The organism is Tannerella sp., from assembly GCF_052170195.1.
In the GTDB taxonomy this organism is placed as follows: domain Bacteria; phylum Bacteroidota; class Bacteroidia; order Bacteroidales; family Tannerellaceae; genus Tannerella.
In genome coordinates this window covers 1-15,739 of record NZ_JBQNAZ010000009.1, presented here as the reverse complement: position 1 = coordinate 15,739, position 15,739 = coordinate 1, and the positions used below count along the sequence as shown (strand labels likewise).

The 15,739-nt window shown below is 45.6% G+C and carries 10 protein-coding genes; all 10 read left to right on the top strand.

From position 1 onward, the window contains the following. Positions 1-7: 7 nt before the first annotated feature. The 10 genes from ACTTKA_RS04125 (at position 8) to ACTTKA_RS04080 (ending at position 15,536) form a co-directional block, all read left to right on the top strand. Complete coding sequence (locus ACTTKA_RS04125; RefSeq protein WP_442724080.1) at positions 8-1,093, top strand: BF3164 family lipoprotein; 1,086 nt, start codon at positions 8-10, stop codon at positions 1,091-1,093. 397 nt (positions 1,094-1,490) lie between these two features. Beyond that, a complete protein-coding gene (locus ACTTKA_RS04120; protein ID WP_442724079.1) occupies positions 1,491-2,237 on the top strand; it encodes a hypothetical protein in 747 nt (248 codons plus the stop codon). A 702-nt stretch (positions 2,238-2,939) separates the two neighbouring features. Next, positions 2,940-4,037 (top strand): efflux RND transporter periplasmic adaptor subunit, encoded by a 1,098-nt coding sequence (locus ACTTKA_RS04115; protein WP_442724116.1) that lies wholly within the window; start codon positions 2,940-2,942, stop codon positions 4,035-4,037. Between the two features lie 45 nt (positions 4,038-4,082). Continuing rightward, entirely contained in the window at positions 4,083-5,249 is a 1,167-nt protein-coding gene (locus tag ACTTKA_RS04110) for a 6-bladed beta-propeller (RefSeq protein ID WP_442724078.1), read from the top strand. A gap of 62 nt (positions 5,250-5,311) precedes the next feature. Further along, on the top strand, positions 5,312-5,890 hold the full coding sequence (locus ACTTKA_RS04105) for a hypothetical protein (protein WP_442724077.1): 579 nt from the start codon (positions 5,312-5,314) through the stop codon (positions 5,888-5,890). Between the two features lie 15 nt (positions 5,891-5,905). Further along, positions 5,906-6,352: a transposase gene (locus ACTTKA_RS04100; protein ID WP_314949887.1), complete on the top strand. Its 447-nt coding sequence runs from the start codon at positions 5,906-5,908 to the stop codon at positions 6,350-6,352. A gap of 172 nt (positions 6,353-6,524) precedes the next feature. Next, positions 6,525-9,617, top strand: coding sequence for an efflux RND transporter permease subunit (locus ACTTKA_RS04095; RefSeq protein WP_442724076.1), 3,093 nt, complete (start codon positions 6,525-6,527; stop codon positions 9,615-9,617). Positions 9,618-9,626: 9 nt separating this feature from the next. Continuing rightward, positions 9,627-11,150, top strand: coding sequence for a TolC family protein (locus ACTTKA_RS04090; RefSeq protein ID WP_442724075.1), 1,524 nt, complete (start codon positions 9,627-9,629; stop codon positions 11,148-11,150). 39 nt (positions 11,151-11,189) lie between these two features. Beyond that, entirely contained in the window at positions 11,190-12,326 is a 1,137-nt protein-coding gene (locus tag ACTTKA_RS04085; protein ID WP_442724074.1) for a BF3164 family lipoprotein, read from the top strand. Positions 12,327-12,359: 33 nt separating this feature from the next. Beyond that, entirely contained in the window at positions 12,360-15,536 is a 3,177-nt protein-coding gene (locus tag ACTTKA_RS04080; RefSeq protein ID WP_442724073.1) for an efflux RND transporter permease subunit, read from the top strand. The last annotated feature ends 203 nt before the right edge of the window (positions 15,537-15,739 follow it).

The following is a 15,739-nucleotide window of genomic DNA, read 5'->3' as shown; positions in this document are numbered from 1 at the left end:
ATAAGATATGAAAAAGAAACATGTATTTTTTCTGTTTCTTGCCTGCTTTGCCTTCGTTCAGTGCAAGAAATCTGCAGAATCGGTAGATGAAGGTTATGCTGCTCCCGTATTTCCCGAAACAAAGGAGATAACCATCGAGTGCTTGAACGATTCGTTTATTTTCGATGTCGGGGGCATCGAACAACTCGACACATTGCTTATCTGCTCCGGAAAAACAGATATGAATGACTATGTCTTTCATTTGTTTTCGAAAAACAGCGGGGCCTATATAAAGAGTTTCGGAACCATCGGACAGGGACCCGGCGAAATCTTATGGCCTGTTATGGGATACTCGACCGATCGGAAAGAAAGCAAAGTCTATTGCTACGATGCGATGCAAACCAAGATGGTGGAATATGCTATCCGTAACCACAACGGCGAGATTGTCGTCGAAGCTAATGAATACATGTTGCCTCCCGAAACAAAGAACACCAGAGGCGATATGTGTTTTTCGATCGGAAACGGTCAGTTTATCACAGCCTATAGCAGTTTCTTCGGGAATTCTTACCGGTTTATCAAAACAGCCTCCGTCGATACGGTCAGTACGTGTAACGAATATCCTCGCTTAAACGAACCGGACGAATTTATAGCGGTCGAACATTCCTATTTCTCCTACATGGGGCGATTAGCCGTAAAGCCCGACGGCAAAAAATTCGTCCATGCCACATGGAGCGGATGTATTCTCGAAATTTTCGACTGTAAGGAAACAATCCGGCCTTCGGTTACGAAACGTTTCTTTGAGCCAGAATACAAAGTAACGAAAAAGAACGTAAAATATCCTTTCGTTCAATGTGCCGAAAACGTCGTAAACGGAATTTGGGGAATGGCATGTACCGACGCTTGCATCTATGCTAAGTACACGGACGATAGTCGCTATAAAAAATCCGGTCCCCTGATTGCCGTCTTCGACTGGGATGGAAATCCGGCCGGAATGCTGCATTTTGACGAAGGTCTGTATGATTTCGTTATCGAAAACAACGATAAGTACGGCTACGCAATCATGGGAGATAAAAAAGACGAAGGAATCAAACTAGTCAAATTCAAAATCGATTAATGTTTTCTTCTGTAAAAATCACCGTCCGAAAAGCTACAGACAACCCAATAATCGAACACCTAAGCCTCTCAACATTTCTTCGGAGTACAAAGGCTGTAAGCCTGATCTATTTCAGCCCCATCCCGCAAGGATGGGGTATGGTTGTTTATACATTATCGGAAGGGCTGAAAGCCTGAATTACAACCTCTTCCACAAATCATAAATAAAAAAATAAGCGATATTTTTATCGTCGGTGGGTAATTTCAACATAAACAGAAATATGGATGAAGAAATATTTGAAAAAAGATACGTAAATCTGCTACTCATTTCTTTTTCCCAAAAAAACAGCTTCTTTTTTTTGTAAATACAAAAAAAAGAATTATCTTTGAAACCGTAAGTTTTTTTTAATGCAAAAATCATGGAACCGATGAAATCTATCGCTGAAACAGGACATGCGAAGAATGTTGCAGTATTTGAAAAGCTGATCGCTTTCTGCACGGACTACGGACCCGCCTACAATCCGTCGAGGAATGAACTCAAGCTCGATGAGCTGAATAAAAAACGTGACGAAGCCAACGCCGCGCTTGCCGATGTGAAACATGCGAAAGCCATGCTTAAGCAAGCTATTGCCGACCGCCAAACAATCTTCAGTCTGCTGAAGCCTTTGGCAACCCGGATACTCAATGCACTGAAAGCATCAGGCGTATCGGATAAGGCTGTGGATAGTGCAAGCTCCATCAATCGAAAAATTCAAGGGCGCAGAGCAGCTGCCGTAAAGATGATGCCCGCCGAAGAAAACGCGGAAGAAACACCGAAACGCACCATTTCCGTTTCGCAGCAAAGTTTCGACAATCAAGTCGATCACTTTTTGCAGATCATCGCCATTCTGGAAATTCAGCCGCTCTACCAGCCTAATGAACCCGATCTTAAGATCGACGCGCTAAAGAACTACGTTCAAAAACTTCAAGACGCCAACCAGATCGTTACGAAGGCCGCCACCGCGCAAACCAATGCCTTGGCGGCCAGAGACGCGGTTCTGTATTCGGAGCATACCGGTATGGTCGATATCGCCCTCAGCGTGAAAAAATACGTACTGTCCGTTTTTGGGACAAACAGCCCCGAATACAAGCGGATCAGCGCGTTCACATTTCGCAACAAAGTATAAATAAACTGTTGCGGCCCGGGAGAAACAATCAAGTATTTTTTCATAGCCAATATTCTCCCGGGTATTTTTATAAACGCTGGCGGCAAAACAAGCAAGTAAGACGAAAAAAGAATCATTTACTCGTACAAAACAGGCGACTGTATAAATAAAACAATCAACCGTAAAAAGAAAATAATCAACGATGCTAACGAAACGATCAACCGCATGCTCAAAACAGTCATTAGTGTTAACAAAAAAAGCGTCCGCGTTATATATTTTTAATGGTGCGTTTACAAAACTCTCGACCGCGTTATATATTCTTCACTTTTTATTCGCAAAAGAAGCGCCCGTATAAATAAAACAGTCGTCGGCATTATAGATACTTAATACAGCTTTTCCAAAACAATCATCCGTATAAGTAAAATGACTATCAGAACAATCAATAATCTATCTTATACTTTCGGAAAAAAGATCGACATCCGAAAAACGAGATGGTTCGATAAAAAAACACGCTTCTACAGCAAACAAATACGAAGCGAAATGCAAGCTAAAGTTAAAGACGCGTTAAATAAACACAAATGCTACGAAAATATCGTAGTTTATTGATATTAAAACTATATTTGCAAAATAATTTATATAAAACAGGCAGACATAATATATGAATACAATGCAGGTTCTATATAACTTTTGAACAAAAGAATTAAACACTACCGTATGAAAAATATGAGGCACATACAATATCTTGCCGTTGTTTGCATGACAGCATGGGGAATCACCGCGCTTTTCGCCGCGTGCAACGCCGACAAGCAGGCTAAAACAGAAGAAAACGTCCGTCAGCTTCTCCCCGACGCCCCCGCCGAAGTAACCGTAATCCCACTGAAAATAGTCGACTTCGAGCATGAGCTTGTCAGCAACGGTAAAATATCGGCACGCACCGTTGCCGAAGTAAAATTTCAAACCTCCGAGATTATTGCCGATGTCTTCGTAGCTAATGGCGACCGTGTAACCAAAGGACAACGCATTGCCGCGCTCGAAACCTATGCCTTAAACAATAAACTGGAGCAGGCCAAAGACGCGCTCGAGCGCAGTAAGCTTGAAATGCACGACGTGCTGATCGGACAAGGCTACAAATTAGATAACCTCTCGGCCGTTCCCGACGAGGTAATGCGATTAGCCAAAATCAAAAGCGGCTTCAACAATGCGCAAACGAACTATTCCATGGCCGACTACGACCTGAAACAAGCTACCCTCGTAGCTCCCGTCAACGGTATCGTGGCCAACCTTTTCGCCAAGCCCAAAACGCTTTCGAAGCCCTCCGAAGTATTTTGTAACATCATCGACACGCAAAGTCTCGAGGTCGTGTTTACCGTACTCGAAAACGAATTAGGTTTTGTCCGGAAAGGCGACAATGTAAAGGTCGTCCCCTACTCCATGCCCGACGTTGAGATCAAAGGACGCGTCTCCGAGATCAATCCGTGGGTCAACGAAAACGGCATGGTACAGATCAAAGCTACCGTTAGCTATCACCCGCAACTTGTCGAAGGTATGAACGTTCGTGTCAGCGCCTTCCGCTCCGTAGGTAAGCAGTGGGTCGTACCCAAGACGGCCGTCGTATTACGTACCGGTAAACAAGTCGTTTTTACCGTAGTCGATGGCAAAGCGGTCTGGAACTACGTTCAAACAGGACTGGAAAACGCGACGGAATATACCGTTACCGGCGAAACCCTGAAAGAGGGTGATCCCGTTATCGTGACCGGTAACATCAATCTCGCCCACGAATCGCCCGTAAAAGTCATTCAAGACGAAAAAAATAAAGAGTAAAACAACGAAATAAACCGGTATATAAACAAATAAAACACCAAAGTCATGAAAAGAATAAACGTTATTTCCGCATTCCTCTTCTCAATTTGTATATCCGCATGCACAGGAGGAAATAAACAAAAAGCGGATGATTATATTATCGTCGATGTAACAGCTAATTACCCCAAAAAAGAATTTACTCTTCAAGATCTTATGGATGTAGAGTACATCCCTCTCGAAACAACCGATACGTTTACAACGCAGGGGGTTGTGAAAGCCATCGGAAAAAGTCTTATACTGATAACAAATCGGAACATGGATGGAGATATTTTCGTCTATGAAAGAACTACGGGTAAAGGACAAAGAAAGATAAACCGTCGAGGGCAAGGACCGGAGGAATATTCGCAGGTAAACAGCATTGTTTTAGATGAAGAGCATCATGAAATGTTTATAGTCGATTATCCTGCCAGAAAAATCTTAGTTTACGATTTGGAAGGAAATTTTAAACGCGATTTTACATTCGAAGATACAAGTTATTATCATGATATATCTGATTATGATACGAAATATCTCATTGCTTATAAAGGTTATTCGCCCGGAATAGAAAATGAAGAAGCAAATCATATTCTGATTTCCAAACAAGACGGAAAAGTGGTTCGTGAACTTTCCGTCCCGATTAAAACAATTAAAACACCTGTATTTATAGAAGGAGAAATGGTCATTACACCCGGATTCTGTCAAACTCTTCCTTTGTCGGAGTATTGTATACTCATGAGAACCTCGTCAGATACAATATATAATTATTCGGATGATAACATACGTCCGTTTATAATACGAACACCTTCTATTTATACGATGGATCCGGAAGTATTTCTTTTCGTAACAGCCGCAGATGACCGGTATTATTTTATGCAAACAATGAAAAAAGAACTTGATTTAAACACCTTCAAAGGATTTCCGACAACCGATCTCGTATATGACAGACAAGAGAAAGCATTATTTGAATGTACCATATATAATGATGACTTCACCAATAAAAAAGAAGTATCGTTAAAACCGGCACCCGGGCGCACAAACAATCGAGAAATCGCTGCCTGCATAGCTTTAGAAGCGTCCGGTCTTATAGAAGCTTATCAGAAAAATGAACTGAAAGGACATTTAAAAGAAATCGCCTCGACATTAAACGAAGAATCCAACCCCGTCATTATGCTGATGAAATACAGGAAAAATTAAGACGATTTTGGCGTTTACGTATATGTTTTTACGCATTATATAGAATGAATATAATTCATACGATGATTAAATCAGGCTTTCAGCCCTCTGTTTTATATGATATCTTTCTTCCCAAGGCTTACGCCATTGGGCTGAAATATATCGGACTTTCAGTCCTTCAAAAACAGATATTCACAAATAAAATAAGAAGCCGTAAAGAATATATTCAAAGGGGCAAAGCCCCGCATTATTTTAGCCCAATGTGTAGCGAAGCGGAGCGTTGGGGGCAATGCCGAGTATATCATCAATACCCAAGGGGCAAAGCCTCGCATTATTTTAGCCCAATGTGCAGCGAAGCGGAGCGTTGGGAGCAATGCCGAGTATATCATCAATACTCAAGGGGTAAAGCCCCGTATTATTTCAGCCCAATGTGTAGCGAAGCGGAGCGTTGGGGGCAATATCAAATATATTATCAACAACAAAGGGGCAAAGCCCCGTATTATTTCAGCCCAATGTGCAGCGAAGCGGAGCATTGGGGGCAATATCGAATATATCATCAACAACAAAGGGGCAAAGCCCTGTATTATTTCAGCCCAATGTGTAGCGAAGCGAAGCGTTGGGGGCAATGTCGAGTACGCAATTCAGGAGGGCTGAAAGCCTGACATAAAAAGAAAAATATGCCTCAATCATTAGCTAAACTTTATATCCATATTATTTTCCATATAAAATCTACGAGTGTCCCAATCCGAAAACAGGATGCTCACGAATTGTATGCATATATTGGCTCCATTATTAAATCTGCGGAATCCATTCCTATTATGATTAACGGCATGGAAGATCATATTCATATTTTGTGTGCCCTGTCAAAAAATATATCTTTAGCTAAATTAATTGAGAAAATAAAAAGTTCAAGCAGTAAATGGATAAAGAGGAAAGATAACTACTATCATCATTTCGCATGGCAAGGAGGGTATGGAGGTTTTTCCGTAAGTCCTTCTTTACACGACAAAACGACGCAATATATTTTAAAACAAGAAGAACATCATCGAAGATTAACATTTAAAGAAGAATATCTACTTTTTCTAAAAGAATATAATATACAATATGATGAAAACTATCTATGAAAAAATAAATCCGGACATTCCATGCGCTGCATTATATAAAACCTTTACGCGTAAGGTTTACGCCATTGGAATAAAATATCGTGAAAAGAACAAAGCCCTGCCTTATTTCAGTCCGATATGTAATAAAGCAGAGACTTCGGTAAAAAGAATTTACGTTTAATTCTTCTTGTTTATGATCAAATTTCTTCTTCAACGTCCTGTTGCTGTGCTGATGGTTTTCCTCGCTTGTGTGATTATCGGCATCATCACCTACGCCACGCTGCCCGTGTCGCTCTTGCCCGACATTGCCATCCCCGAAATCACCGTGCAGATAACCGGCGACAACATGTCCGCCCGCGAATTGGAAAACACCGCCGTCAAACCCGTTCGCCGTCAACTCATGCAGACCGGCAAACTCCGCGATATTCGCAGCGAGACCCGCGACGGATCCGCCATCATACGCTTAAAATTCGACTACGGCACCAATACCGACCTCGCCTTTATCGAAGTAAACGAGAAAATCGACGCGGCTATGAACAACCTTCCGCGCGACTTCCGCCGCCCCCGCGTTATCAAAGCCAGCGCCGCCGATATTCCCGTCTTCTACCTCAATCTTACGTTGAAGGACGACAAACCTTATACCGTGACCGACGAACAAAAGTTCCTCGATCTTTCCGAGTTCGCCGATAACATCGTTAAGCGCCGGATTGAGCAGTTATCCGAAGTCGCGATGGCCGATATGACAGGCTTGATGCACCGTCATGTACAGATTGTTCCCGATATCGACAAGTTGAAATCCGCTTCCATCAACTTGAACGATATTGAAAGAACGTTGGCAGCCAACAATATCGAGCCCGGCAGCATGATTGTGCGCGACGGTTATTATGAATACAACATTAAATTCTCATCGCTGCTGCGCACGCCCGATGATGTCCGCAACATTTATTTGCGTAAGGACGAACGTATTTTTCAGCTCAAAGACTTGGCTAAAATTAACGTCGTGCGTCAAGCTGAGACAGGCCTTTCGCTTATTAACGGCAAGCGCGCCGTCACACTCGGTATCATCAAGCAAGCCGACGAAACGATGAAAAATCTTAAAAACTCGCTCGGCGAAACCATTACCGACCTTGAGCGCAGTTATCCCGACGTAGAATTTACGATTAACCGCAACCAGACCGAATTGCTCGACTACACGATTTCCAACCTCAAGGAAAATCTTTCACTCGGCTTCCTGCTTGTGTTTATCGTCGCCCTGCTCTTTTTGGGCGATGCCCAGTCGCCCATTGTAATCGGCATCAGTATGGTAACTTCGCTCGTGACTTCGTTTATCTTTTTCTATCTTTTCGGACAGTCGCTCAACATCATTTCTTTATCCGGGCTTATCCTCGCCTTGGGAATGATGATCGACAGTTCCATTATCGTAACCGATATTATCAGCCAGTACCGTATGCAAGGTTCCTCCCTCGAAGAAGCCTGTATACGCGGCACGAACGAAGTAATCACCCCCATTCTCAGTTCGACGTTCACCACCATCGCCGTATTCGTGCCTCTTGTATTTATGAGCGGCATCGCGGGCGCTATCTTCTTCGCGCAAGCCTTTGCCGTCAGCGTCGGCCTGCTTGTATCGTACTTCACGGGCATTATGCTCTTGCCGGTGCTGTATAAAATCGTCTACGGCATACGTTTTCGGAAGTTGGCGGCCGGTAATTTCTTCGTGCGTGTGCAAGAAGGCATCGACCGTTGGGCATTCGGATGGTACGACCGGGGGATTGAATGGGTCTTCCGTCATAAAACCGTCACCTTTTTGTTTTTGCTGCTCTCCATTCCCTTTTGCGTGCTGATGTTCCGCATTATGCCGAAGTCTACCATGCCTCATATCGACCACACCGAAACGATGGTCATGGTAGAATGGAACGAAAACATTCATGTAGACGAAAATAACCGGAGGATTTGCGAATTGATGAAGTATGCCGATACGTTGACAATCGAGCATGCCGGTTATGTCGGGCACCGTCAATATCTTCTCGACAAAGAAAACGACTTGTCCCCGTCCGAAGCGCGACTTTACTTCCGCACGGCCAAAGCATCGGATATCGATGAATTAAAAGGCCACCTTGCCCAATGGACGAAAACGAACTATCCACAATCCGTCATCACGTTTTCTCCTCCCGAAAACATCTTTGAGAAAATATTTGACACCTCCGAAGCCGATGTCGTCGCGCAGCTTTATCCTGTCAAGCGCGATCACATCCCTGACGCCGCTGCGATCCGTCATATCGAGCAGCGGCTGAAGTCGGCCACCGAGGTCGAAGCCGAAGGTATTCCCTTTGAGCAGCAGTTCACCGTTGCCATCGATAAGGAGAAGTTGCTGCTTTATGATGTCGATTATAACGAAGTATATCGCACGTTGCGCACCGCTTTTCGCGAGAATCGGATCGCTACGCTGCGCTCCTATCAGCAATATCTCCCGATCTCGCTTGCAGGAAAGCAGCAGACTGTCGAAGAAGTCTTGCGTGAAACGCTTGTGCAGACCGTTCCGGCCACCGGTCGCGCCTCCATGTTCATTCCGTTACAGGCATTGGTAAGCATCAGTCGCGGCGAAGACGTTAAAACCATCGTTGCCGGCAAAAACGGCGAATACGTTCCCATAAATTATTACGACGTAAAAGATCCCGAAGCCTTGATTGAAAAAGCCGACGAGGCGATTCGCAGTGACGCGTCGTGGGAAGCCGTTTTCGGAGGAAGTTTTTTCTCCAATCAACAGATGCTGGGCGAATTGGTCGTGATTCTGCTCGTATCTATGCTGCTCATGTACTTTATCCTTTCTTCGCAGTTCGAAAGTTTCCTGCAACCGCTCATCGTACTGGCCGAAATCCCCATCGACATCGGTTTCGCGCTCGCTTTGCTCTGGCTCACCGGTCATACGCTCAACCTGATGAGCGCCATCGGACTGATCGTCACCAGCGGAATCATCATCAACGACAGCATCCTGAAGCTCGATATGATCAATGAATTGCGCAAAAAAGGCATCCCTCTGATGGAAGCCATTCATACAGCGGGGGTCAAACGTTTGCGCGCCATTATCATGACATCACTGACGACTATTTTCGCCATGGTCCCCTTGCTCTTCTCCTTCGATTTGGGTTCCGAATTGCAAAAGCCCCTTGCGCTCGCCATGATCGGGACGATGATCATCGGAGTGCTCGTCAGTTTGTTTATTATCCCGTTGATTTATTGGGTAATCTATCGGAAAGCAGATCATCGGTATCACAAAATCAAAAAATAAAAAACGGATATGAAAACGCTAAAGAAATACGAAGATCAAATCAAAAAGTGCGGCTTTATCACGTTCGCGGTTCTGCTAAGCGGACTGTGCGGCCTGCGTATATCGGCGCAACAACCCGGCACGGTCACCCTCAGCCTCGAAGAAACCGTGCGCCTTGCCGGCGACAGCTCCCTGTCCGCCTTTCGTGCCAAGAACATGTACATGGCTAACTACTGGGAATATCGTTCTTTCCGGGCCGATCGCTTACCTTCGCTGAGCCTCGGCATGACTCCGATGAGCTATAGACATTCTTTCACCAACCGGTACGATTCGCAGCAGGATATCGACATTTATCGCAGGCAACAGACGCTTGCTTCTTACGGTAATTTATCCGCGAAGCAAAATTTTGACCTTACGGGAGGAACATTTTCCATCCATACGGGATTAGGTTATATTCAGAATTTCGGGAAGAACGAAAAAAGTCAGTTCAGCAGTATTCCTGTCAGTATCGGATATGAACAAGAGCTGATCGGTTACAATCGTTTCCGTTGGGAAAGAAAAATTGCACCCCTCAAATTTGAAAAAGCGCAGAAAGAATTGATTGCACAGTTGGAAGAAACGGCCGAAGTCGCCGCGGGTTATTTTTTCGACTTGGCGATGGCGCAAGCTGAATATGAGCTGGCCGAAGAGAATCGCAGCAATACCGAAAAACTGTACCGTATCGGCGAAGAGAAATACAAAATTGCGTCCATCGGGCAGGCCGAACTGTTTACGTTAAAGCTCGATCGCGTAAACGCGCAGAACTCGTTTCAGAATGCCGAGATTCGCCTCAAACGTACCATGTTCGCGCTCGCTGCTTACCTGAACTTCGACAAAAACACGAAAATTACGCTGCAATTACCCGACTACCCCAAAACATTCGCCATCTCGACAGACGATGCGCTCATGCACGCCCGCCAAAATAATCCCCGCTACCTCGAATCGAAGCGCCAACTGCTCGAATCTCAACAAAAGTTGGACAAAACACGAAAGGAAGCGCTGTTTAACGCCGGCTTCTCGGCCAGTATCGGCTTTAATCAAATTGCCAATACCTTCCGCGATGTCTATCGTAATCCTTCGCAGCGGGAATTTGTGGAGCTTACGCTTTCCATTCCCCTCATCGACTGGGGCGTGCGCAAAGGACAGTACAATATGGCCAAAAGCAACCTCAATATCGTGCAACTCACCGCGCAGCAAGACGAGCTTCGCCTCGAGGAAGATATCATTATGACCGTTGGCGATTTCACCATGCAGCAACAGATGATCCGCAGCGCCGAAGAAGCCGTCGAATTGGCGAAGGTCGCCTACGAACAGACGCAGGAACGGTTTATCATCGGTAAGGCAGACATCAGCAGTCTCACTCTTTCAACGAACCGTCGGCAGGAAGCGCAGCGCAACTATATCGCCGCCCTGAAAAACTATTGGCAAAGCTATTTCAAGTTACGTAAACTCACCCTCTTCGATTTTGAAAAGAACCGCACCATCGAAATAGACTTCAACGCAATCAGAAAATGAATGGAAACATCTTCAATAATCGAAAAAACAAATATACCTATGGAAAAGAAAAGTATTTTATTGATCGTTACGATCATTTTATGCGGATCATGCACCCATAAGCAGAAACCGATTACCGTTGATACCGGTTCGATTGACACGGTAGTAACCGTCTTGTCGTTTCCGGAACTTGAGGCGGGCGAAATATTCTACAAGAAGCAAAATCCTTTTGGTGAAACGGTCGAACTGACAGGAAAAAACATCACAGGAGATACGGTCGTTTTCAAACCCGGCGAATGCGAGATGTTGATTAAAGACGATCGTCTGATCATGAAAAACATCAGACAGCCTTTTCGTATTTTCAGTCTGCCCAACCTGACACAACAAAAAGAAACAGGAATGTACGGTAACGGTCCTGACGAATTTCTTTTTCCAACGCTTGTGCCGACATCCGAAACCGATAAGCTATGTTATCTTTTTGAAGCGACCAATCAAAAATTGTATAAACTGCATGAAGATGGAACAATCATCTATTGTCCTTCTGTATTTAACGCTCAACAGAAGCGAAATCAATTCGGCGAAGAAATGAAACTTGCTCATATAGAGAAAAACGATTTTGCCTTTGTCGCGAACAGTCCTACCGGAAAAAGCATTTACCGAACGACACAACACGGCGATTCTCTTTCCCGACGAGAGGTCTTTAATCTGGCTTTAAATGCCTGTTGCAAATCACCTTTCGCATATATCGGAAGTTTCGCGGTAAATCCTGCTAAAAACCGTATGGCGTATGCTTACAAATATTTCAAGATCATCAAGTTTATGGATTTAGAAGCAGAAACCGTTCGTACCATTAATTTTGCACGTGATGATTTTGATGATAAAACCCCTTATATTATAGATGGCTTGGATCAGAATATAACACATTACTGGGGTGCCTGTGCACAGGAGAATTATGTCTATTTCCTGTATAGTGGTCGTACACCGCACGAAGTCGTGCGAGCTGCTCAAAAAGAAAACTACTATATCTATGTCGAACAATATGATTGGAATGGCATCCCTATTAGAAAATACAAATTAGATCAGTGGGGATACTTCACAGTCGACGAAAAAAACGAAAAATTGTATTTAACATCAACCAATCATGATGATCCTTTTTTTGAATATAATTTAAACGGAATAGACAAAACAGATAACTAATGCATACGTGACGAATCCCAAGCCTTGTTTTGAATGAAAAAGACGCAATCCATATCCGCTTTTACCGTTATCGTAGCGTTTCTGAGTGTGGCGCTCATGGGACTGGCGCTTGTTCCGCTGTTGCCCGTCAAACTTGCGCCCTCACACACGTTGCCCGGTCTGACAGTCTACTTCTCGATGCCCAATAACTCCGCCCGCGTAATCGAGATGACGGCGACCTCGAAGCTCGAAGCGATGCTGGCACGTATCAAAGGCGTCAAGAACATTTATTCTACATCGGGCAACGGATGGGGAAGCGTCACCCTCGAACTCGACAAACATACGCCCATCGATGCCGCCCGCTTCGAAGCATCGACCATCGTTCGGCAAACATGGCACGACTTGCCGCGCGAAGTCTCGTACCCCTACATCTCCGTGCGTCGCCCCGACGAAAATGCGGCGCGCCCCTTCATGACTTTTACGGTCAACTCTGCCGCAGTACCCGTCGTCATCCAGCAATATGCCGAGAACCATATCAAACCCCGGCTCAACGATATTGCCGGACTTTACAAGATCGAAGTACATGGCGCCACACCGATGGAATGGCAACTGATGTACGACAATGACCGGTTGCAAGCCCTCGGTGTGACCGTCAACGACATCCGTGAAGCCGTTTCGCAACACTACACGACCGACTTTCTGGGTATGGCCGAGACGCGCAGCGCCGACGGTACCGCGGCATGGATGCGTATCATGCTGATGTCGGGCAGTCGAAACGATGCTTTTGATGCCACCGCCATCACCGTAAAAAACTGCGACGGCGCACTGATTCGCTTGGATCAGCTCGTCGAAGTAGTGCATACCGAACAGGAACCGCAAAGCTATTACCGCATCAACGGCTTGAATTCGATTTACATCTCGCTCACGGCCGAAGAAAGCGCCAACCAGCTCCGCCTCAGTGAACGCGTTCAAGAGACTATGGACGAAATCCGTCGCCTGCTTCCGCCCGGATACGAGATACACAGCAGCTACGATGCCACCGAATATATCCATGCCGAACTGAACAAAATCTACCTGCGCAGCGGCCTGACCGTCCTTATCCTGCTGCTCTTCGTCCTTCTGATTACCCGAAACGTGCGCTATCTGTTCCTTATCACCGTAAGTCTGACCATCAATCTGGCTATTGCCGTAATTTTCTACTATCTCCTCGGATTGGAGATTCAACTCTATTCGCTGGCCGGGATTACCATTTCATTAAGCCTGATCATCGACAATACGATCATCATGACCGACCACCTCATGCACCACGGCAACCGTAACGTTTTCATGCCCGTGTTAGCGGCGACGATGACAACCGTAGGTGCCCTCTCGATCATCTTTTTCCTCGACGAGAAAATACGCCTGAACCTGCAGGATTTCGCTGCCGTAGTGATGGTCAACTTGTGTGTGTCGCTCGCGGTAGCCTTGTTCTTCGTTCCCGCCATGGCTGAGAAAATACGCCTGAAAAAACGCATCTCCCGCACGCGTATTCTACGGTGGTTTCCTCTGCGTTCCAAGCGACTGATCGTATGGTTTAACCGTTTTTACGGTGCGATGATCCGCCTGCTCTCACGTCGCAAATGGATTCCTTTCACTGCCATCGTACTGACTTTCGGACTGCCTGTCTTCCTGATTCCCGACAAGATTGAAAAAGAAACGAAATTCGCAGAACAATACAACCGAATTTTCGACAACGCCACGTATAAGGAAAAAGTCAAACCCATTGTCAACAAAGTACTGGGTGGCACGTTGCGGCTTTTTGTCGACAAAGTGTATCAAGGCAGTTACTTCACCCGTAACGAAGAGTTGATTTTGACCATCACCGCTTCGATGCCAAACGGTACCACACTGGCGCAAATGAACGCGCTCGTCGAGAAGATGGAGCATTATCTAAGCAGTTTCTCCGAAATACGACAGTTTCAGACCCATATTCCCGATCCTCGCCGTGCATCCATCCGGGTATTTTTTACCAAAGCAGCTGAACGAAGCGGTTTTCCTTACCTGCTCAAAAGTAATGTCATCACCAAAGCGCTGGAGCTAGGCGGAGGCAGTTGGAGCGTCTACGGGTTGCAGGATCAGGGCTTCGATAACAGCGTGAGGGAATTTGCGGGCAACTATGGCGTGAAATTCTACGGATATAATTACGACGAGCTGGCCGCGTGGGCCGATACGCTCAAAAACACGCTCCTGCTCAACCGGCGCATCAAGGAGGTAACGATCAATTCCGACTTCTCGTGGTACAAAGATGACTACCGCGAGTTCTCTTTCGATCTGAAAAAGGAACGCCTCGCCGCCGATGGTTTTCTTCCGGGCGATCTGTTCGCATCGCTGCAACCCATCTTTGCAAGAGACATGTGGGCGGGTTCGCTGATTATCGAAGGTGAACGCGAAGACATCAAGCTGGCAAGTCATCAGGGGAAGCATTACGACATCTGGGCCTTGCGACACGTCGCACATCGCATGGGAGGGCGTATGTACAAATTGGACGAGCTGGCCGACATTTCGCAGGGACAGGCACCGCAGGAAGTGGCTAAGGAAAACCAACAATATCGCCTCACGTTACAATACGATTATATTGGTTCGGGGACACAGGGGCGGAAGATGCTCGAACGTGAAGTAAAGGCGCTCGGTGAACGTCTGCCGATGGGCTACACCGTCGAACAGCGAGACGCCCAATGGGGATGGGGACACAAAGACAAAAAACAATACGGACTGCTCGGGCTGCTGATTATTATCATTTTCTTCACCTCGTCGGTGCTGTTCAACTCCATCAGGCAGCCGCTGGCCGTCATCTTCGTGATTCCTGTCTCGTTTATCGGGGTATTTCTGACGTTTTACTGGTTTAAACTGAACTTCGATCAGGGTGGGTTCGCATCGTTTATCCTGCTTTCGGGTATCACCGTCAATGCCAGCATCTATATCCTGAACGAGTACAATCGTGTGCGCCGACTCCGTCCGCGCCTGACTCCGATACACGCATATCTCAAAGCATGGAACGCCAAAATCATCCCCATCTTCCTGACTGTCGTTTCTACGATGCTCGGTTTCGTCCCGTTTATGGCAGGTACGGAAAAAGAGGCCTTCTGGTTTCCGTTGGCTGCCGGCACGATCGGCGGATTAGCCATGTCGATCCTCGGCATCTGGATCTTCCTGCCGCTTATGACCATAAGAGGAAAGAAAGCCATCAAATAAACCACAAGCCTCTTTTGATAGAATATTTATGTTATACAACATATCCACCATTTTTTTAACAAAAAAAAATTCCATTCAAGAAACCTCCTTATATCTTTGCAATTAGTTTCATTTTAAATTTTTTCTCTCATGAGAAAAGTGTTTTTTATTTTTATTGCTGTCCGGTAAAACTCAAAAAGACAAAATCATCTTACTCGAAGCCC

What these genes read in the sequence shown, in the direction of transcription:
- ACTTKA_RS04125 (WP_442724080.1), top strand. Translation starts at nt 8, where the DNA reads ATGAAAAAGAAACATGTATTTTTTCTGTTTCTTGCCTGCTTTGCCTTC.
- ACTTKA_RS04095 (WP_442724076.1), top strand. Translation starts at nt 6,525, where the DNA reads ATGATCAAATTTCTTCTTCAACGTCCTGTTGCTGTGCTGATGGTTTTC.
- ACTTKA_RS04105 (WP_442724077.1), top strand. Translation starts at nt 5,312, where the DNA reads ATGATTAAATCAGGCTTTCAGCCCTCTGTTTTATATGATATCTTTCTT.
- ACTTKA_RS04085 (WP_442724074.1), top strand. Translation starts at nt 11,190, where the DNA reads ATGGAAAAGAAAAGTATTTTATTGATCGTTACGATCATTTTATGCGGA.
- ACTTKA_RS04080 (WP_442724073.1), top strand. Translation starts at nt 12,360, where the DNA reads ATGAAAAAGACGCAATCCATATCCGCTTTTACCGTTATCGTAGCGTTT.
- ACTTKA_RS04110 (WP_442724078.1), top strand. Translation starts at nt 4,083, where the DNA reads ATGAAAAGAATAAACGTTATTTCCGCATTCCTCTTCTCAATTTGTATA.
- ACTTKA_RS04115 (WP_442724116.1), top strand. Translation starts at nt 2,940, where the DNA reads ATGAGGCACATACAATATCTTGCCGTTGTTTGCATGACAGCATGGGGA.
- ACTTKA_RS04100 (WP_314949887.1), top strand. Translation starts at nt 5,906, where the DNA reads ATGCCTCAATCATTAGCTAAACTTTATATCCATATTATTTTCCATATA.
- ACTTKA_RS04090 (WP_442724075.1), top strand. Translation starts at nt 9,627, where the DNA reads ATGAAAACGCTAAAGAAATACGAAGATCAAATCAAAAAGTGCGGCTTT.
- ACTTKA_RS04120 (WP_442724079.1), top strand. Translation starts at nt 1,491, where the DNA reads ATGGAACCGATGAAATCTATCGCTGAAACAGGACATGCGAAGAATGTT.